The sequence below is a fragment of the Streptomyces sp. NPDC043870 genome (genome assembly GCF_056435785.1).
Map to the genome: position 1 here is coordinate 113,092 of NZ_JBWKDT010000015.1, position 17,149 is coordinate 130,240.

General features: G+C 71.7%; 17 protein-coding genes and 1 riboswitch. Of the genes, 9 read left to right on the top strand and 8 right to left on the bottom strand.

All coding sequences use genetic code 11. The annotated features are described in order from the left end of the window. Nucleotides 1–87: 87 nt before the first annotated feature. The 4 genes from AC0699_RS20300 to AC0699_RS20315 all read left to right on the top strand — a co-directional run bounded on the left by AC0699_RS20300 (nucleotide 88) and on the right by AC0699_RS20315 (nucleotide 3,615). Nucleotides 88–1,014: an N-acetylmuramoyl-L-alanine amidase gene (locus tag AC0699_RS20300; protein WP_478662011.1), complete on the top strand. Its 927-nt coding sequence runs from the start codon at nucleotides 88–90 to the stop codon at nucleotides 1,012–1,014. 163 nt (nucleotides 1,015–1,177) lie between these two features. Next, complete coding sequence (locus AC0699_RS20305) at nucleotides 1,178–2,020, top strand: hypothetical protein (RefSeq protein WP_478662013.1); 843 nt, start codon at nucleotides 1,178–1,180, stop codon at nucleotides 2,018–2,020. A 123-nt stretch (nucleotides 2,021–2,143) separates the two neighbouring features. Further along, a complete protein-coding gene (locus AC0699_RS20310; RefSeq protein WP_478662016.1) occupies nucleotides 2,144–3,154 on the top strand; it encodes an LLM class F420-dependent oxidoreductase in 1,011 nt (336 codons plus the stop codon). 167 nt (nucleotides 3,155–3,321) lie between these two features. Further along, nucleotides 3,322–3,615 carry a hypothetical protein gene (locus AC0699_RS20315; protein WP_478662019.1) on the top strand — a complete coding sequence of 98 codons (294 nt, stop codon included), beginning with the start codon at nucleotides 3,322–3,324 and terminating at the stop codon, nucleotides 3,613–3,615. An 89-nt stretch (nucleotides 3,616–3,704) separates the two neighbouring features. On the opposite strand, the gene AC0699_RS20320 is transcribed toward AC0699_RS20315, so the two are convergent. The 3 genes from AC0699_RS20320 to AC0699_RS20330 all read right to left on the bottom strand — a co-directional run bounded on the left by AC0699_RS20320 (nucleotide 3,705) and on the right by AC0699_RS20330 (nucleotide 7,619). Continuing rightward, nucleotides 3,705–4,787 (bottom strand): prenyltransferase/squalene oxidase repeat-containing protein, encoded by a 1,083-nt coding sequence (locus tag AC0699_RS20320; protein ID WP_478662021.1) that lies wholly within the window; start codon nucleotides 4,785–4,787, stop codon nucleotides 3,705–3,707. Beyond that, a complete protein-coding gene (locus AC0699_RS20325; protein ID WP_453667558.1) occupies nucleotides 4,784–5,521 on the bottom strand; it encodes a class I SAM-dependent methyltransferase in 738 nt (245 codons plus the stop codon). Before AC0699_RS20325 ends, AC0699_RS20320 begins: the two co-directional genes overlap by 4 nt. A gap of 784 nt (nucleotides 5,522–6,305) precedes the next feature. Next, the gene (locus tag AC0699_RS20330) at nucleotides 6,306–7,619 is read right to left on the bottom strand and encodes a glycosyltransferase family 4 protein (RefSeq protein WP_478662024.1); all 1,314 of its coding nucleotides are present in this window, start codon (nucleotides 7,617–7,619) and stop codon (nucleotides 6,306–6,308) included. A 208-nt stretch (nucleotides 7,620–7,827) separates the two neighbouring features. On the opposite strand from AC0699_RS20330, the gene AC0699_RS20335 reads away from it, so the two are divergent. Beyond that, nucleotides 7,828–8,511 carry a TetR family transcriptional regulator gene (locus AC0699_RS20335; protein ID WP_478662027.1) on the top strand — a complete coding sequence of 228 codons (684 nt, stop codon included), beginning with the start codon at nucleotides 7,828–7,830 and terminating at the stop codon, nucleotides 8,509–8,511. Nucleotides 8,512–8,645: 134 nt separating this feature from the next. Here the strand turns inward: AC0699_RS20335 and AC0699_RS20340 are convergent, their stop codons facing one another. The 5 genes from AC0699_RS20340 to AC0699_RS20360 all read right to left on the bottom strand — a co-directional run bounded on the left by AC0699_RS20340 (nucleotide 8,646) and on the right by AC0699_RS20360 (nucleotide 12,973). Then, nucleotides 8,646–9,149, bottom strand: a complete 504-nt coding sequence (locus AC0699_RS20340) for a hypothetical protein (protein WP_478662029.1) — start codon at nucleotides 9,147–9,149, stop codon at nucleotides 8,646–8,648. A gap of 307 nt (nucleotides 9,150–9,456) precedes the next feature. After that, nucleotides 9,457–9,690 (bottom strand): ferredoxin, encoded by a 234-nt coding sequence (locus AC0699_RS20345; protein WP_478662031.1) that lies wholly within the window; start codon nucleotides 9,688–9,690, stop codon nucleotides 9,457–9,459. Then, nucleotides 9,690–11,177 (bottom strand): aldehyde dehydrogenase, encoded by a 1,488-nt coding sequence (locus tag AC0699_RS20350; protein WP_478662032.1) that lies wholly within the window; start codon nucleotides 11,175–11,177, stop codon nucleotides 9,690–9,692. The genes AC0699_RS20345 and AC0699_RS20350 overlap by 1 nt, the downstream gene beginning before the upstream one ends. 162 nt (nucleotides 11,178–11,339) lie before the next feature. Further along, nucleotides 11,340–12,326, bottom strand: coding sequence for a CorA family divalent cation transporter (locus AC0699_RS20355; protein ID WP_478662034.1), 987 nt, complete (start codon nucleotides 12,324–12,326; stop codon nucleotides 11,340–11,342). Continuing rightward, entirely contained in the window at nucleotides 12,326–12,973 is a 648-nt protein-coding gene (locus AC0699_RS20360; protein WP_478662035.1) for a hypothetical protein, read from the bottom strand. Before AC0699_RS20360 ends, AC0699_RS20355 begins: the two co-directional genes overlap by 1 nt. 242 nt (nucleotides 12,974–13,215) lie before the next feature. Here AC0699_RS20360 and AC0699_RS20365 point away from each other — a divergent pair, with 242 nt between their 5' ends. From AC0699_RS20365 to AC0699_RS20380, 4 genes are all read left to right on the top strand, one after another. Continuing rightward, on the top strand, nucleotides 13,216–14,256 hold the full coding sequence (locus AC0699_RS20365) for an MBL fold metallo-hydrolase (protein ID WP_478662038.1): 1,041 nt from the start codon (nucleotides 13,216–13,218) through the stop codon (nucleotides 14,254–14,256). A gap of 349 nt (nucleotides 14,257–14,605) precedes the next feature. Beyond that, nucleotides 14,606–14,753, top strand: a riboswitch (cobalamin riboswitch). 92 nt (nucleotides 14,754–14,845) lie between these two features. Continuing rightward, nucleotides 14,846–16,105 (top strand): prenyltransferase/squalene oxidase repeat-containing protein, encoded by a 1,260-nt coding sequence (locus tag AC0699_RS20370; protein ID WP_478662041.1) that lies wholly within the window; start codon nucleotides 14,846–14,848, stop codon nucleotides 16,103–16,105. 86 nt (nucleotides 16,106–16,191) lie between these two features. Continuing rightward, entirely contained in the window at nucleotides 16,192–16,881 is a 690-nt protein-coding gene (locus AC0699_RS20375; RefSeq protein WP_478662043.1) for an SCO2322 family protein, read from the top strand. Continuing rightward, nucleotides 16,878–17,149, top strand: a 272-nt coding sequence (locus tag AC0699_RS20380; protein ID WP_478662046.1) for a hypothetical protein, incomplete at its 3' end; no start/stop codon positions are given. The genes AC0699_RS20375 and AC0699_RS20380, both read left to right, overlap by 4 nt.

The following is a 17,149-nucleotide window of genomic DNA, read 5'->3' on the forward strand; positions in this document are numbered from 1 at the left end:
GCCGCCGACACCGATTCGGTGTTTGTCCTGCGTCGCACGGGGGACGGAATCTGAGGCGCGGGGCCGGACATCCCCTAGCATCGCGACGTGCCGTACGACAAGAACCAGCCCTCCCCCCGGCGCCGCCGCCCGGCCCGCGCCGGCGCCCTCCTCGCGGTCGCCGCGCTCGCGGCGGCCTGCCTGGCCGGATGCGCCGGGAAGAGCGGTTCACCCAAGGCCCCGCCCCTGCACAGGGCGGCCACGCCTCCCACGGCTTCCGCGTCGCCCTCGACGTCCGCAGGCGCACCGGCCGCACCGCCGGGGAGCCCGGCAGCGTCCTCGACGGCTTCGACCGCGAAGGGCCCCCTCGCCGGGAAGGTCGTCGTGATCGACCCCGGCCACAACCCCGGCAATTTCCGTCACACCCGCGAGATCAACGAGCTCGTGGACATCGGAACCAACCGCAAGGAATGCGACACCACGGGCACGTCCACGAATGACGGTTACACCGAGGCCGAATTCACCCTCGATGTTTCACACCGTCTTCGCACTTTGCTGGAAAAGCAGGGCGCAACGGTTCAATTCACCCACGACAATGACCGTCCTTTCGGTCCGTGCGTGGACGAACGCGCCCGTATCGGTAACAAGGCCGCGGCCGACGCCGTGATCTCGGTCCACGCGGACGGCTCGGCGAACGGGAACCGCGGGTTCCATGTGATCCTCCCCGCCCTGGTGAAGGGGGGCGCCGCCGACACCACCCGTATCGTCGGCCCCTCGCGCGAGCTCGGCGAGCACATCGCCGGGACATTCGTGCGCGCCACGGGCAGCGCACCCTCCAACTACGTGGGCAACGGCACCGCGTTGGACGTACGCGAAGACCTCGGCGGGCTGAATCTGTCGACCGTGCCCAAGGTGTTCATCGAATGCGGCAACATGCGCGACGCGAAGGACGCGGCTCTCCTGACGAGTTCGCAGTGGAGGCAGAAGGCGGCGCAGGGAATCACGGACGGCATCAGCACCTACCTGCTCGGGTAGATGCGGCAGGCGATAGATTCGTTTCCGGCCGGGGGTACGGGGGCACCCCGGGAAAGCACAGTATCCGTACGATGGGGGTCACCCCCGAGCTTCACGCCGTGCACCGCCGACCGGCGGCACCGACGACCGCCCCGACGAGACGCAACCGATTAAGGACCTACACGTGAACATCCGCTCCCTCACTCGAGGCGATGGCGTGGTGATCGGAGCAGCGGTGGTGCTGTTCATCGCCTCGTTCCTCGGCTTCATCAGCGTCGACTGCCCGAGAGGCATCGACTGCTCCAGCGCGGACCTGCCGAACGCCTGGGACTCGCTGGGCACCGTGATGTCCATCTACCTCGCCGGGATCATCGGTGCCGCGCTGATCATCGTCAGCCGCGGCATGCCGGGGCGCAAGGTCGCGGGCCTGGACATCGGTCAGTTCGGCGTCGCCTTCACCGTCTTCTCCCTCTGGACGATGTTCTGGACGATCATCGACATGGAGGCCGACGCCGGCGCCGGGGCGATCCTGGGACTGCTCGCCACCATCGTGCTCGCCGCGGCCGCGATCGCCACCCCGCTCGTCCCCGCCCTCAAGGCCGCCCTGCTCGGCGCCCCGAAGCCCCAGACCCCGCAGCCCTACGGCGCACAGCCGCAAGGCGGTTACGGCTACCCCGGCGCCCAGCAGCAGCCGTACGGCGCGCAGCCGGGTCAGCCGCAGCCGTACGGTGCCCAGCCCGGTCAGCCGCAGCACGGCCAGCCCCAGCAGGGTCAGCCCCAGCCCGGTCCGGCGCAGGGGCAGCCGCAGGGCGGGCCCGCGCCGGCCGCCGACTTCGCTCCGTTCTGGTTCGCGGTGCCGGTGGCCCGGCCGCTGTACGCGGAGGACGGTTCGCCGACGCCGATCGCCGAGCTGGCGCCCGGCACCTGGTACCTCGCGGTCGAGCAGCGCGGTCCGGGCCTGGTGGCCCAGACGCAGGACGGCCGTCGCGGTGTCCTTCAGGACACGAGCGGCATCCAGCGCGGCTGACGCCCTCTGGCGAGGTTCACTCGCCCCGCGCACCGCGGCCCCTCGCCCTTCCGGGCGAGGGGCCGTTGTCGTACAGTCGCCCCGCGACAGTCAACTGACGGTACGTCAGAGAAGGAGCGGGGCATGCGGCTCGGACTCGCACTCGGCTACTGGGGGCGCGGCCCGAACCCCGCCCACCTCGAACTCGCCCGCGAGGCCGAACGCCTCGGCTACGACTCCGTGTGGACCGCCGAGGCCTGGGGCTCCGACGCGTTCACGCCGCTGACCTGGATCGCCGCCCACACCTCCCGTATCCGGCTGGGCACGGCGGTGGCCCAGATGGCGGCCCGCACGCCCACCGCGACCGCGATGCACGCGCTCACCCTCGACCATCTCTCCGGTGGCCGGATGATGCTCGGCCTCGGGCTCTCGGGACCACAGGTCGTCGAGGGCTGGTACGGGCGACCGTTCCCGAAGAGCCCGCTGACCGCGACCCGCGAGTACGTCGACGTCATCCGGCAGGTCCTGCGGCGCGAAGGCCCCGTCGAGCTCGCCGGCCGCTTCCACACCCACCCGTACGCGGGCGAGGACGGCACCGGCCTCGGCAAGGCACTCAAGCCGATCACCCACCCCCTGCGCCCCGGGCTCCCGGTCCTGCTCGGCGCCGAGGGGCCGAAGAACATCGCCCAGACGACCCGGATCGCCGACGGCTGGCTCCCGCTGTACTGGTCACCGCTGCGGACGGACGTGTACCAAGCCTCGCTGGAGGAGGCACCGGAGGACTTCGTGATCGCGCCGATGGCCCGGGCCCAGGTCTGCGACGACATCGCCGAAGGGCTGCTGCCGGTCAAGGCGATGCTCGGCTTCTACATCGGCGGCATGGGCCACGCCGCCCGTAACTTCCACGCCGATCTGATGGCGCGGATGGGGTACGAGGACGAAGCCCGGCACATCCAGCGGCTGTTCGCCGACGGCCGGCGGGAGGAGGCGGTGCTTGCCGTCCCGGACGCCTTCGCCGACGAGATCTCCCTCGTCGGTCCGCGTGAACGCATCGCGGAGCGGCTGGAGTTGTGGCGCAAGGGCCCGGTGACGGACCTACTGGTCACCGCCCCGGACCCCCTCACCCTGCGCGTACTGGCGGAGCTGAACGCCTGAAGGCTGAAGGCTGAAGGCTGAAGGCTGAAGGGCTGAGTTGCTGAACGGCCGGACTGCCGTCCCCGAGACCTCTCGCCGGCGCCGCCCGGGAGCGGCCGTTCCGCCACTTGGGTGACCCCGACCGGTCCGACCGGTTTCGTTTAACGCGAAACGGCAACCCGATAGTTATGTCGTTTCGTCAACGCAGTGGAAGCCACCAGGCGGCGACGATCATCACCGTTGTCGCCGATGTCATGGCCGTCATCCTCGGCCTGTGGATCCTGATGTACGTACTGGACGCGAACCGGTCCAATGACCTGGTCTCCTTCGTCCAGGACGCGGCCCGCTGGCTGGCCGGCTGGTCGCACGACCTGTTCACGTTCGACGAGGCCTGGGCGCGGGTCGTGGCGGGCTACGGTCTCGCCGCAGTCGTGTACCTCGTGGTCGGCCACGCCGTGGCGGGCCGCCTGCGCCGCCACTGACACCCTGCCCGTGCCTACGGGCGCCACGCACCACGGGGGCCGGGGCGCCCCCAAGAGGGGGTCCGGGGGGCGTCAGCCCCCCGGAAACCTCATCCGCAGCAGTCCGGCTCGAGCCCGCGCGGCAGGCGCTCCCCGCCGAAGACCGCGGTTGTCGCCTCGTCTCCTCCCAGCGCGGCCACCGCCAGCAGCAGGGACCCCGCCGTCCACGTGGTGAGCTCCTCCGGCCATATGGCCCGGTCGCCTTCGAAGACGTAGCCCGTCCAGTACATGCCGTCCTCGGCGCGCAGGTGCTGGATCGACTGGAGGATCTCCAGCGCCCGGTCGGACTCCCCCATCGCCCAGAGCGCGAGGGCCAGTTCGCAGCTCTCGCCGCCCGTCACCCACGGGTTGGGCAGCACGCACCGCACCCCGAGCCCGGGGACGACGAACGCGTCCCAGTGCTCCTCGATGCGGGCCTTCGCCTCGGCGCCGGTCAGGGCGCCGCCGAGGACCGGGTAGTACCAGTCCATCGAGTAGTGGGACTTGTCGAGGAAGCGCTCCGGGTGGCGGCGTATCGCATGGCCGAGCGCGCCGGCCGCCAGCTCCCAGTCCGGCTGCGGCTCCTCGCGCTCCTCGGCGATCGCCAGGGCGCAGCGCAGGGCGTGGAAGATCGACGAACTGCCGGTCAGCAGCGCGTCGTCGACTGGTGCGCCGCCGTCCTCGGGGGACTCGCGCTTCCAGCCGATCTGGCCGCCGGGCTGCTGCAGCCGCAGCACGAACTCGATCGCGGCGAAGACGGACGGCCACATCCGGTCGAGGAAGGCGTCGTCGCCGGTGGCGAGGTAGTGGTGCCAGACGCCGACGGCCAGGTAGGCACAGAAGTTGGTCTCGCGACCGCGGTCGGTCGGCTGGTCGGCGTTGCCGTCGTGATACGCGGCGTACCAGGAGCCGTCCTCGTTCTGGTGCCGTGCCAGCCAGTCGTAGGCGCGGGCGGCGGCGTCGTGCTCGCCCGCCGCGTCCAGCGCCATGGCCGCCTCGGTGTGGTCCCAGGGGTCCAGGTGGTGCCCGCGGAACCAGGGGATCGCGCCGTCCTCGCGCTGTACGGCGAGGATGCCGGCGACGGTCTCGGCGGCCTGCTCGGCGGTGAGGACCCCGGGCAGGACGAGATGCTCCGTGCGTCCGGGTGAGGTCACTTGGCGCCTGCCGCGCTGGGCAGGTGCGGCTTGGTGGCGTACGCCACGAAGCTCTTGCCGACGACCGGGTTGAGGGCCTGCTCGGCGAGCCGGGTGACCAGGGGCTTCTTCATGATGTCCCAGACCAGCAGCTTGTGGTACGCGCGGACCGGGAGCGCCTTGTCGTTGTCGACGCCGAACGCGCACTTCAGCCACCAGTACGGCGAGTGGAGCGCGTGCGCGTGGTGGGTTCCGTAGGGCTTGAGGCCCGCCTCGCGCATCTTGGCGAGCAGCTCGTCGGCCTTGTAGATGCGGATGTGGCCGCCCTCGACCTCGTGGTACGCGTCCGAGAGCGCCCAGCAGATCTTCTCGGGGCCGTACCGGGGCACGGTGACGGCGATCCGGCCGCCGGGCCTGAGGACGCGGACCATCTCCGCGAGGACGCCCTTGTCGTCCGGGATGTGCTCCATCACCTCGGAGATGATCACGACGTCGAACGACTCGTCGGGGAAGGGCAGATTGAGCGCGTCGCCCTCCATGGCGGTGGCGCTCGCGCCTTCGGGAGCCTCTCCGGCCTCCTTCATCGCGGCGAACCACTTGGCGACCTCGCGGATCTCCTCACCGTTCTGGTCGAGGGCCACGACCTGGGCCCCGCGCCGGTAGCACTCGAACGCGTGCCGCCCGGCACCGCACCCGAGATCGAGCACACGATCGCCCGGGGCGAGCGGAAAGCGGGAGAAGTCGACGGTCAGCACGAGGTCTGCCCTTCCGGATGGGTAACGGCGCCCCTGCGCGGGGCGCGCCTTGCAGTGTCCGCGGGGGTGCGGCCCACACCCGCGGAACGGACCGTGCGCCGGGACGCCGCCCCGGTTCCGGCCCCGGCGGGATCCGTGATCCCGGGGCCCACGGCCGGGCACGGGCTTGTGGCCGTGGCTGGGTACAGGCTTGTCGCCATGACCGGGCACTGGCTTGTGGCCCTGGCTGGGCACGGGACTGTGGCCGTGGCTGGGCACAGGGCTGTGGCCACGGTCGGGCACGGGCCTGTGGCCACGGAGCGGCCAGGGACCGCCGGCGCGGAGCGGCGGACGTCCCGGCCGTGCCCGCGAGCCGGGCCGGTGGGCCCGAAGCCCACCACCACGGCCGCGAAGCGGGCCGAAGCCCGTGGCGCGGAACGTGCGAAGGCCGCGGGCCGCAGGCCGGCGCACGTGGAGCGTGACGCGGAACGCCCGGGGGTCGTGGGCCGCAGGCCCGCGCACGTGGAACGCGGCGCGGAACGCCCGGGGGTCGTGGGCCGCAGGCCCGCGCACGTGGAACGCGGCGCGGAACGCCCGTGAGCCGCGGGCCGCAGACCCGCACACGCGGAACGCGGCGCGGAACGCCCGGGGGCCGTGGGCCGCAGACCCGCACACGCGGAACGCGGCGCGGAACGCCCGGGGGCCGTGGGCCGCAGGCCCGCACACGCGGAACGCGGCGCGGAACGCCCGGGGGCCGTGGGCCGCAGGCCCGCGCACGTGGAACGCGGCGCGGAGCAGCGGAATGTCACCGCGCACCGCCCGTCGTCGCGCGTGCGGCGATCGCCTCGCGGTAGAGGTCCGCCGTGCCCTGGGCCGCGCGGGACCAGGTGAAGCGGGAGAGGACGCGGGCGCGGCCCGCGGAGCCGATGCGGTGGCGCAGGGCGGGGTCGGCCAGCAGGCGGCCGAGACCGGCGGCGAGCGCGCCCGCGTCGCCGGGCGGGACCGCGAGGCAGGTCTCGCCGTCGGGGCCCGCGACCTCGGGGATCGCGCCGCCGGTGGTGGCGACGAGCGGCGTGCCCGTCGCCATGGCCTCGGCGGCGGGCAGCGAGAAGCCCTCGTACAGCGACGGCACGCAGGCGACCTGCGCGCTGCGCACCAGGTCCACAAGCTCCGCGTCGGAGATGCCCTTCACGAACTCGACGGCGCCGTCGAGCCCGTACCGTTCGATGGCCTGGGCGACCGGCCCGTCCTCGGCACGCTTGCCGACGACGACGAGGTGCGCGTCCGGGCGCTCGGTGCGCAGCTTGGCCAGCGCCTCGACCAGGTGGATGAGGCCCTTCAGCGGCACGTCCGCGCTGGACGTCGTCACGATCCGGCCGGGCACCTCGGCGACGGAGGGGTCCGGTGAGAACAGATCGGTGTCGGCGCCGATGTGCACGACCCGCACCCGCTCGGGCCGCACCCCGAGATGGTCGACGATCTCCTGCTGCGAGGAGCCGGAGACGGTCAGCACGGACGGCAGCCGCCGCGCGACCCGCTTCTGCATCCGCGTGAAGCCGTACCAGCGGAGTACGGACGCGCGGCGACGCCAGCCACCCGCGGCGTCGAGTTCGAGCTGCCGGTCGACGGTGATCGGGTGGTGGATGGTGGTGACGAGGGGCGCGCCGATGTCGCCGAGCAGCCCGTACCCGAGGGTCTGGTTGTCGTGGACGACGTCGAACTCCCCGCGCCGCGCGATCAGATGGCGCCGCGCCCGCAGCGAGAAGGTCAGCGGCTCCGGGAAGCCGCCGGTCCACATCGTGGCCACTTCGAGCCAGTCGATCCAGTCGCGGTACTCGTCGCGCTTGGGCGTACGGAACGGGTCCGGCTGCCGGTACAGATCGAGGCTCGGCAGTTCCGTGAGCGGCACTCCGCCGTCGAGTACGGGATACGGCTGCGCGCCGATCACCTCGACGCTGTGGCCGAGGCGGGCGAGCTCGCGCGACAGATGCCGTACGTAGACGCCCTGGCCTCCGCAGAACGGGTTGCCCTTGTAGGTGAGGAGAGCGATGCGCAGCGGTCGGTCGGCGCCGCCGACGGTGCCCGCACGGGGCCCGGCTGCTATGGCCTCAGCGGTCACTCACGGCCCCCTTCTCACTCCACTTTCGCCGGAGCGTAACCGCTCGCGCTAATCTAGAACAAGTTTCAGACTTGATCGTTCTTGATCGCTCAAGGAGCACCGAATCTACCGGCAGGTAGCGCTGACGTAAGGCCTGGATCAGGTGATTCGCGCCACGGCGCGGGGCCCTGCCATGCTGTGCCGTCGGGAACTCGGGGGAACGGGAGACATGACCACGGAAGCCAAGGCACCAGTCCCGGCGTCCCCGCCCTTGACGGAGCGCCAGGAGGCCAGGCGCCGCCGCATTCTGCACGCCAGCGCGCAGCTGGCCAGCCGGGGCGGATTCGACGCCGTACAGATGCGCGAGGTCGCCGAGGTCGCCGGGGTCGCGCTGGGCACGCTGTACCGCTACTTCCCGTCCAAGGTGCATCTGCTGGTGGCCACCATGCAGGACCAGCTCCAGCACATGCACACGACCCTGCGCAAGCGCCCCCCGGCCGCCGACAGCGCGGCGGAGCGCGTCGCGGAGACGCTGATGAGGGCCTTCCGCGCCCTGCAGCGCGAGCCGCATCTCGCGGATGCGATGGTGCGGGCGCTGACCTTCGCCGACCGCAGCGTCAGCCCGGAGGTCGACACGGTCTCGCGCCAGACGACGGCGATCATCCTGGACGCGATGGGCCTGGAGAACCCCACGCCCGAGCAGCTCTCCGCGGTCCGGGTCATCGAGCACACCTGGCACTCCGCGCTGATCACATGGCTCTCGGGGCGCGCCTCGATAGCCCAGGTGAAGATCGACATCGAGACGGTGTGCCGGCTGATCGATCTGACGACGCCGGCGGCAGAACCAGGTCCGGGTCCGGGTCCGGGTCCGGCCACGCCCCCGAAGGTGCGCGGCCGGAACCAGGGAGCCTAGGACCCGCGGCCGCAGCCAGGGACCCAGGGCCCGCGGCCCGAGCCAGACGCCTGGAGCCCGCGGTAGCCCCAGCCAGGGACCCGGGACCCGCGGCCCCAGCCAGGGACCCGGGACCCGCGGCCCGAGCCAGGCGCCTAGGACGCCTTGTTCTTCGCCAGGTCCTCCTGGAAGAGCTTCCCGCACTCGGGGCCCTTGTCCGTGGCGATGAACGAGATCATCATGAAGGTCCCGGCCTTGCCGTGCCGGCTCGCCTTCAGGGTCCAGCCGCTCTTGTCGAGCGACTTGATGGTCGAGCCCTGCTGGTCGAAGTTCTGCGACTCCGTCCAGCCGCCCTTCGTGAGGTTCGCGACCGTCGCGTCGTAGGACTTCGTCGGGTCGGCGGCCTTCTTGTCGTCGGCCTGCCACGAGACCATGCACTGCTTGAGGTTCGCCGGAACGTCGTCCGACGGCTTCTCGGTGAACCCGGCCGCCGTTGCCGCGTCCGCGACCTCCTTGGTCACCGCGGCCGCGTCCAGGCTCCCGCCCGCTTCCGCCGGTGCGGAGGACGAGGAACCGGACGCACCCGCGCCGCCCTTGCCCTCGTCCGAACCGCCCTCGCTGCCGCACCCCGTCGCCAGCAGCACCACACCGGCAGCCACGGCCGCCCACCTCGCCTTGCGCACAAGTCTCCCAATCCGGGCCGCGCGCGGGCCCGTTGCCCGCGCGATCAAGGGAGCAGTCTGGCACGGGTGTTCGCGCCGCCGTTCGCACGGGCTAATCCTCGGAGGGGAACAAAGGCTGATTCTCGGCCGGGGAAAAGGACTGGTCCTCATGCGGGGACAAGGGCTGATCCTCGGACGGGGAACGAGCTGGCCCTCGGGCGGAGACAGGACCTTCCCCGGGCGAGGGACAGGAGGCGGTTCCCTGGCCGGGGACAGGAGCTGATCCCCGGGCCGGGGACACGAGCTAATCCTCGGGCGGGAAAACGGCCTCGCCCGTGTCCGGGAGCGTGATCAGGATCGCCTCGACCGGGCATCCCTCCGCCGCGGCGAGGATCCGCTCGTTGGCGTCGGTCTCTTCGGCTTGCGGGTGCGACTGGCGGGCCGAGTCCAGCTTGAAGCCGTCCGGCGCGTGGTTCACGCACATACCGGAGCCGATGCACACGCCCCGGTCGACCTCGACATGCCAGCGGTCACCCATCAGATCTCGCTCCCGCCCGCCGCGTCAGCGGCAGATGTATACGTCGACGGCAAATGGATCATTTTGTGCTCAAGGTACGCGCCGAAGCCCTCGGGACCGAACTCCCGACCCAGTCCGGAGTTCTTATATCCACCGAATGGCCCGAGCATGTCGAGGCTGAACGTGTTGACGTTGTACGTCCCCGTCCTGATCCGCCGCGCGAAATCGATGCCGTGCTCGACATCCCCCGTCCACACGCTGCCGCTGAGTCCGTAGTCGGAGTCGTTGGCGATCTTCGCGGCCTCGCTCTCCTCCCCGTACGGCAGCAGGCAGATGACCGGTCCGAAGATCTCCTCGCGAGCGATGCGCATGGAGTTGTCGACGCCCCCGAAGAGGGTCGGCTCGACGTACCAGCCGCGGTCGAGACCCGCCGGACGGCCGCCGCCGGTGAGGATCTTGGCGCCTTCCTCCTGGCCGATCCTGATGTAGTCGAGGGACCGCTGCCGCTGCCGCTCCGCCACGAGCGGGCCGACCTGGGTCGCCGGGTCCAGCGGATCACCGGTCACCAGCGCTCCGGCCGCCGCGGCGAAGGCGTCGGCGAACTCGTCGTAGCGGGACTGCGGCACGAGGATGCGGGTCTGGGCCACGCAGGCCTGCCCGTTGTTCATCCAGGCCGCCGGCACGATGCCCTGAACGGTCGCGTCGAGGTCGGCGTCCGGCAGGATCACGGCCGCGGACTTACCGCCCAGCTCCAGCGTGACGCGCGTGAGATTGCGAGCGGCGACCTCCATCACGCGCTTGCCCGCGGCGACCGAGCCCGTGAACGACACCTTGTCGACGCCCGGATGCCCGACGAGGTACTCACCGACCTCACGGTCCGCGGGAAGGATCGACAGCACACCGTCCGGCAGCCCGGCCTCGCGGGCGATGTCGGCCAGGATGTACGCGTCGAGCGGCGCCTCCGGCGACGGCTTGAGGACGACCGTGCAGCCGGCGAGCAGCGCGGGCGCGAGCTTCGCCGCGGCGACGAACTGCGGGACGTTCCACGGCACGACGGCCGCGACGACCCCGACGGGCTCGCGCCGCACGAGGATGGGCCCGAGGACGCCGGTGCGCTGCTCCTCGTACGGGAAGCCGCGGGCGACGGTGATGGCGGCGTCCCAGACCATCATCGCGCCGAGCGCCTGCGCCAGGACGCTCCAGGAGTACGGCGAGCCGTTCTGCGAGCTGATCGAGCGGGCGATCTCCTCGTGCCGTACGGCGATCGCGTCCTTGATGCGGCCGACGATCTCGATCCGCTCGGCGAGCGTCGTCCGCGGCCAGGGCCCGTCGTCGAACGCGGCACGGGCCGCGGCGACCGCGCGGTCCACATCCGCGCGCGACGCATGCGGGACGCGGCCGATGACCTGCTCGGTGTGAGGTGAGATCACCTCGATGGTGTCCGTACCGAGAGGATCGACCAACTCCCCTCCGATGAACAGCTTTCCGTGCTCGACCAGCTCGGTCATGACGCCCGCCTCCCACACACCGGGGATCTGCCGGGGATCTGCCGGAGATCTGCCGGAGGTCTATCGGAGATCCACTGGGGATCTTCTGACACTGTTTCAGAACTGATACCAGTTCTAGTTGAACTAAGCCAGGCCGCGGAGGAGGGCTGATGGGCCCGTCAGTCACCGGTCGTCGAGATTGTCGTCGTGCAGCTTCCGCCAGAGCCGGGTGCGGTGCAGCACATAGAGGGCGACGAGCAGGAACACTGCTTGCAACCCCACGGCGAGCAGCCAGAAGACGGCCTTGCTCTCCAGCTCATCGGTCATGTAGGCGAAGTTCATGCCGAAGAAGCCGGTCAGGAACGTCAGCGGAAGGAAGATCGTCGACACGATGGCGAGCCGGTTGATCACGCCGTTCTGCTCGCCGGCGACGAGCGAGGAGTAGCTGGCATAGGCTCGCCGGGCGGCGTCCTGAAGGGACTCGATGTTCGCGAGCACCAACCTGGCGGCGCTCAGGTACGAGCGAGCGAGCCTCTGCCGCTCTTCCGGAAAGCTGCGGCTCAGCATCCTTCGCGCAAAGGTCTCGTCCGTGGCCTCCAGATAGGGCAGGAGCGCGTGGTGCATGAGGGCCGCATGCCGCCGTAGCCGGGCCAGCCGATAGACCTGCTGCGGGTCCCGTTCCCGGAACATCTCGTCCTCGAGGTCCTCCATGTCCAGCAGGTCCTGTACGGCGGACCGGCGAAAGGTCTCCAGGGCCTCCTCCAGCAGCAGGAACAAGGTGGCCACGGGGTCGGAGGGCCTTTCGCTCCGCAACCGGCCGATGAGGCTCTCGACCGGTCCCATCGGCCCTCGGCGAACCATGACCAGGTACCGATCGGTCACGAAGGTATGCACATGGGCGACCTGGCCTGCTTCGACCACGGGCACGACGAAGCCCGCGCTGTCCCCGAAGAACTCGGCCCGTACGGGTTCACCTTCCCTGCCCAGCCACGTCAAGCCCGCGCCTTCCAGACCGAGCTGCCGGGAGACCGGCTGTTCGTCGGGCGACGCCTTCTCGGGCAGCTCGATGTCCACGAGCAGGAAGCGCGCTGCCGCGAGACGCTCACGGGCCTCCGGCAGGTTTGTACGAGCGACGATCCCTTCCGGCATCGACACCACGGATACGATCATCAGGGGATGCGCAGGCTGCTGGTGAAGCGCTTGTAGAGCTGGTTCAGGTCCTTCTCGTTGTCAGCCGGGCCACTGGCCGCAAGCACGACAAGCTGGCCGTCAGCGGCAATGACACGGACGAGGATCACACTCGGGACGCCGTCGCTGTTGAACGTGATACGGCCCTCGCGGGCGGGGCGGCCGTCGACTGTTACGGGGCGGTTACTGGTCACGGTCCCGCTGATCGAGGCAGCAGCGCCTTGGATGACCTTGTCCAGCTCACCCTTGAGGTCAATTCCCGAAGCGTCCGCGACCTGGAACGCAAAGCGCTTGTTCCCGTCCTCGACCTTGTAGATACGCATCTGGACGGACTTGGAGCCGAGAGGGATGGAGACTTCCTGGGTTTCGGCCTTGCCGGGCATCTTGACCGAGATGCCGGTGGGTTTGTCGATGGTCTCGACCCACTCGGCGGTGATGCTGCGAGGCGGGCCGGTGACCGAGATCCAGTCGGCGGAGGCGGAGACGGCGGCGGAGGCGTGGAGGCCGCCTGTGCGGGCGAAGCCGTCGGGCGTGCCGGCGGCGGTGGCCCCGCCCGTCCCTGCGGCGATCAGAACGGCGGTCAGGCTCGCGGTGGCGGCCCGGCGAGCAAAGCGGCCTGTGGTGTCCACGGGTCCTCCCAGTGCTTTTCCTCGCTGTCGACGCACATGAGGTCCTCTTCCCAGTGGATCGCAGCGAGTGCTCCCTGTCATGTCGGTGCAAGAACCTTCAACCAGAATGATCTTCGGTGTGGCGACATCCGAGGCGCAGGCCGGCCGGGGATCCCGGCAAACTCCCCCGGGCTGTTCTGACGGTCCATCAGTTCTCGTTATAGTGAGCAATGCCCCTGCCGCCTCCGGAGATTCGAGGACGCATGCCACAGGTGATCCAGCACGGCGGAGGCGTCTGGTCCCTCCAGGTCCCCATCCCGGACAACCCACTCGGCCACACCCTGGTCCATGTCCTCGACACCGTCCGCGGCCCCGTCCTCATCGACACCGGCTGGGACGATCCGGCCTCCTGGACGGCCCTCACCGAGGGCCTGTCCGCCATCGGCACCTCGGTGGCCGACGTCCACGGCGTCGTCATCACCCACCACCACCCCGACCACCACGGACTGTCCGGACAGGTGCGCGAGGCGTCCGGCGCCTGGATCGCGATGCATGCGGCCGACACCGCCGTCGTACGCCGCACCCGCGCGGCACAGCCCGGCGCCTGGCTCGACTACCTGGCCGACAAGCTCGCCGCCGTCGGCGCCCCCGAGGAGCATCTCGCCCCGCTGCGCGCGGCGCGCACCGAAGGCCGGATGCGCACCCTGCCCGGGCTCCGGGCCGCCCTGCCCGACCGGGAGATCGTTCCCGGGGAGCTGGTAGACCTGGCCGGCCGTCGGCTGCGCGCGATATGGACGCCCGGCCACACCCCCGGGCACGTCTGTCTGCACCTGGAGGAGGACCATCCGGCAAACCTCCCCGGCGTTGGACGGCTCTTCTCCGGCGACCACCTGCTGCCGGGGATCACCCCGCACATCGGCCTCTACGAAGACCCCGACGACTCCACCGTCACCGACCCGCTCGGCGACTACCTCGACTCCCTGGAGCGTGTGGGCCGCCTCGGAGTCGCCGAAGTGCTCCCGGCGCACCAGCACGCCTTCACCGACGCCCCCGCACGAGTCCGCGAGCTGCTCGCTCACCACGAGGAGCGGCTCGGCGGACTGCTGGAACTCCTCGCCGCGCCGCTCACTCCGTGGCAGCTGGCCGAGCGCATGGAGTGGAACCGCCCCTGGGAGCAGATCCCCTACGGCTCACGGAACATCGCGGTCTCGGAGGCGGAGGCCCATGTGCGCCGCCTGGTGAAGCTGGGGCGGGCGGAGGCGGTGGCGGGCAGTGATCCGGTGGCGTACGTGGCGGCCCGCTGACGCCCGTCCCCGTCGGCCCGGGCGGCGGCATTCCGGCGGGCGCGTCCGCGCGGGCCCGGCAGCGAGCACGTCATGGCGGTCATTGTGTCGGCGACCCGACGACCCGACGACCCGACGACCCGACGATCCCATGGCGACGGCCCCGGACGCGGGGCGGACCGCACCCCGCGCCGCGACCCCGGACCGCCGGGACAGACCGCGCGCACGGACCGCAACCCCGGACCGCCGGGACAGACCGCGACCCCGGACCGCGGGGACAGACTGCGACTCCGGACCCCGACCCGGACCGCGGGGCAGACCGCGCGCCCGGCCGCGCATGGCGCCGACCGTCCCCGGGGGCCCGGAATACGGACCGGTAGAGTGTGCGAGTCGTCATCACACCGTACGGGGGGAAGCCGGTGTAAATCCGGCACTGACCCGCAACCGTGAGCCGCCGTCGCAGGCGGTGAGTCGGAATGCCTCGTACCGGAGTGACCGGCTCGCGCCATCGGGACCGTCCGGTGGCCGGCACCGTCGAGGTATACGGCGCCGGAGCCTGGTGCCTCAGCGTGCCTGTGCCCGGCTCCCGACAGGAGAGGCACAGTCCGCCATGACCGTTCGCCGCAGCGCAGCAGCGCTCGCCGCCGCTTCCGCCGTGCTCTGCGTGGCCGGTGCCCCGGCCGCGACGGCCGCGCCCACCCCTTCTCCCTCGCCCACGGTCCCGGCCGGGCTGTACGGCACGAAGGACCCGACGTACGACGGTGTCTGGCGGCAGTCGCTGGCGCTGCTCGCGCAGGACGTCATGCGGACCGTGCCCGCCGCGAAGTCCGTCGACTGGCTGACCGGGCAGCAGTGCGCGAACGGCGGCTTCGCCTCGTACCGCGCGGACGTCAGCAAGCCGTGCGACGCGAAGACGATGCTGGACACCAACGCAACGGCGGCCGCGGTGCAGTCCCTGCGCGCCCTCGGCGGGCACCAGGACGCCGTCAACAAGGGCCTCGCGTGGCTGAAGTCCGTGCAGAACGCGGACGGCGGCTGGAGCTACAACCCGGGCATGCCGTCCGACGCCAACTCCACGTCGATCGTGATCGGCGCCTTCGCCGCGGCGCAGGCCAAGCCGGGCGACGTGAAGTCGAAGGACGGCAGGACCCCCTACGACGCACTCGTCTCCTTCGCGATCCCGTGTGCCGACGCGACGGGCGGCGGGGCGTTCGCGTACCAGCCGGACAAGGCGGGCAAGCTGCTCGCGAACGGCGACGCCACGGCGGCGGCCGTGCTCGGCGGACTGGGCCGCGGCATGATCGTCGGTGGCCCGAAGCCGGACGGGGAACCCAAGTGCGCCACCCCGGCCAGGGCGACTCCGGAGCAGGCCGCGCGCAACGGCGCCGCGTACCTCACGAAGGCGCTGGCGAAGACCGGGCACCTGGATTCGCCCCCGCTGCCCGGCGCGACCGACCCGGCCCCGCTGCCGGACTTCGGCAACACCGCGGACGCGGTGCTCGCCCTGTCCGCCGCCGGACACAGTGACAAGGCGGCCGGTGCGGTGGCCTGGCTGGAGAAGAACTCCGCCGCCTGGGCGAAGGACGCCGGACCTGCCGCGTACGCGCAGCTCATCCTCGCCGCGCACGCGTCCGGCGCCGACCCGCGCGACTTCGGCGGTGCCGACCTGGTCGAGCAGCTGAACGCGACCGGCCCCGCGCCCACAGCCACCGACACGGCCACGCCGCAGCCGCGCGAGGGCGACTCCGACGACGAGACGGACAAGGGCGGCGACAGCGCCGGTATCTGGTGGATCGTCGGCGCGGGTGTCGCGGCCGGCGCGGGCATCGGCTTCCTGATCAGCGGTCGCCGGAAGAACCAGCAGCAGTGATGCCGGGGGCGACCGACCGCACTCGCCCCCGAGCCCGCTCCCGCGGTGCGCGGGGGTACGGGATACGCGCAGGGGCGGGCACGGTCGTGCCTGCACGACTGACCGCGCTCGTCCTCGCCCTCGGCGTCACGCTCACCGTGCTGGGCGGCGCGGGGTCCGCGCAGGCGGCGGGCTACCGGTACTGGTCGTTCTGGCAGTCCGACGGCGGGGCCTGGGCGTACGCCACCCAGGGCCCGGCCACGGCCCGGCCGGCCGATGGCACGGTGGACGGATTCCGCTTCTCCGTCAGCGCGGACTCGCAGGACTCGGCCAAGCCCCGGACCGCGCCCGGCTTCGCCGCGCTGTGCGCGGGCACCCCCGCGAAGGCCGGCACCAAGCGCGTCGGCGTGATCGTCGACTTCGGCACCCCCGCCGACGCGCCGGGGGGCGAGACGCCGCCCGCCCCGCGCACCGGCTGTGCGCAGGTCCGTCCCGACGCCACCAGCGCGGAGGCCCTCGCCGCGGTGGCCGAGCCCCTGCGCTACAACACGGATGCGCTGCTGTGCGCGATCTCCGGCTACCCGAGGACGGGCTGCGGCGAACAGGTGTCGGGCGACGCCCCGTCGACGACAGCGGCCCCGCAGTCCTCCTCGGAGTCCTCCCCGGAGTCCGCCTCCGCGCCTGCCAAGGCGACCAAGGCGACCGGCAGCGGCCCCTCGCTCGGCCTCCTCGCGGGCGTCGCCGCGGTCCTCGCGCTGGGCGCGTCGGCGTTCTGGCAGTCCCGCCGCCGCGGATGACCCCGCCGAACCCCGGCCGCCGTGCCGGTACCGACCGCACACATGCAGCCCGTCCGGCGTTTGAGGACGGAAGCACCGGCCGCGTCCACGAGGACGGCGCGTTTCCGGCCCGCCCGACGACGCCCGAGGACGGACACACCGGCCGCGTCCACGAGGACGGCGCGTCTCCCGCCCGCCCGACGACGCCCGAGGACGGACACACCGGCCGCGTCCACGAGGACGGCGCGTCTCCCGCCCGCCCGACGACGCCCGAGGACGGACACACCGG

Coding starts and splice junctions, on each gene's coding strand:
- AC0699_RS20310 (WP_478662016.1), top strand. CDS start 2,144: ATGCGGCTCGGACTCGCACTCGGCTACTGGGGGCGCGGCCCGAACCCC.
- AC0699_RS20315 (WP_478662019.1), top strand. CDS start 3,322: ATGTCGTTTCGTCAACGCAGTGGAAGCCACCAGGCGGCGACGATCATC.
- AC0699_RS20335 (WP_478662027.1), top strand. CDS start 7,828: ATGACCACGGAAGCCAAGGCACCAGTCCCGGCGTCCCCGCCCTTGACG.
- AC0699_RS20345 (WP_478662031.1), bottom strand. CDS start 9,690: ATGGGTGACCGCTGGCATGTCGAGGTCGACCGGGGCGTGTGCATCGGC.
- AC0699_RS20350 (WP_478662032.1), bottom strand. CDS start 11,177: ATGACCGAGCTGGTCGAGCACGGAAAGCTGTTCATCGGAGGGGAGTTG.
- AC0699_RS20355 (WP_478662034.1), bottom strand. CDS start 12,326: ATGATCGTATCCGTGGTGTCGATGCCGGAAGGGATCGTCGCTCGTACA.
- AC0699_RS20365 (WP_478662038.1), top strand. CDS start 13,216: ATGCCACAGGTGATCCAGCACGGCGGAGGCGTCTGGTCCCTCCAGGTC.
- AC0699_RS20370 (WP_478662041.1), top strand. CDS start 14,846: ATGACCGTTCGCCGCAGCGCAGCAGCGCTCGCCGCCGCTTCCGCCGTG.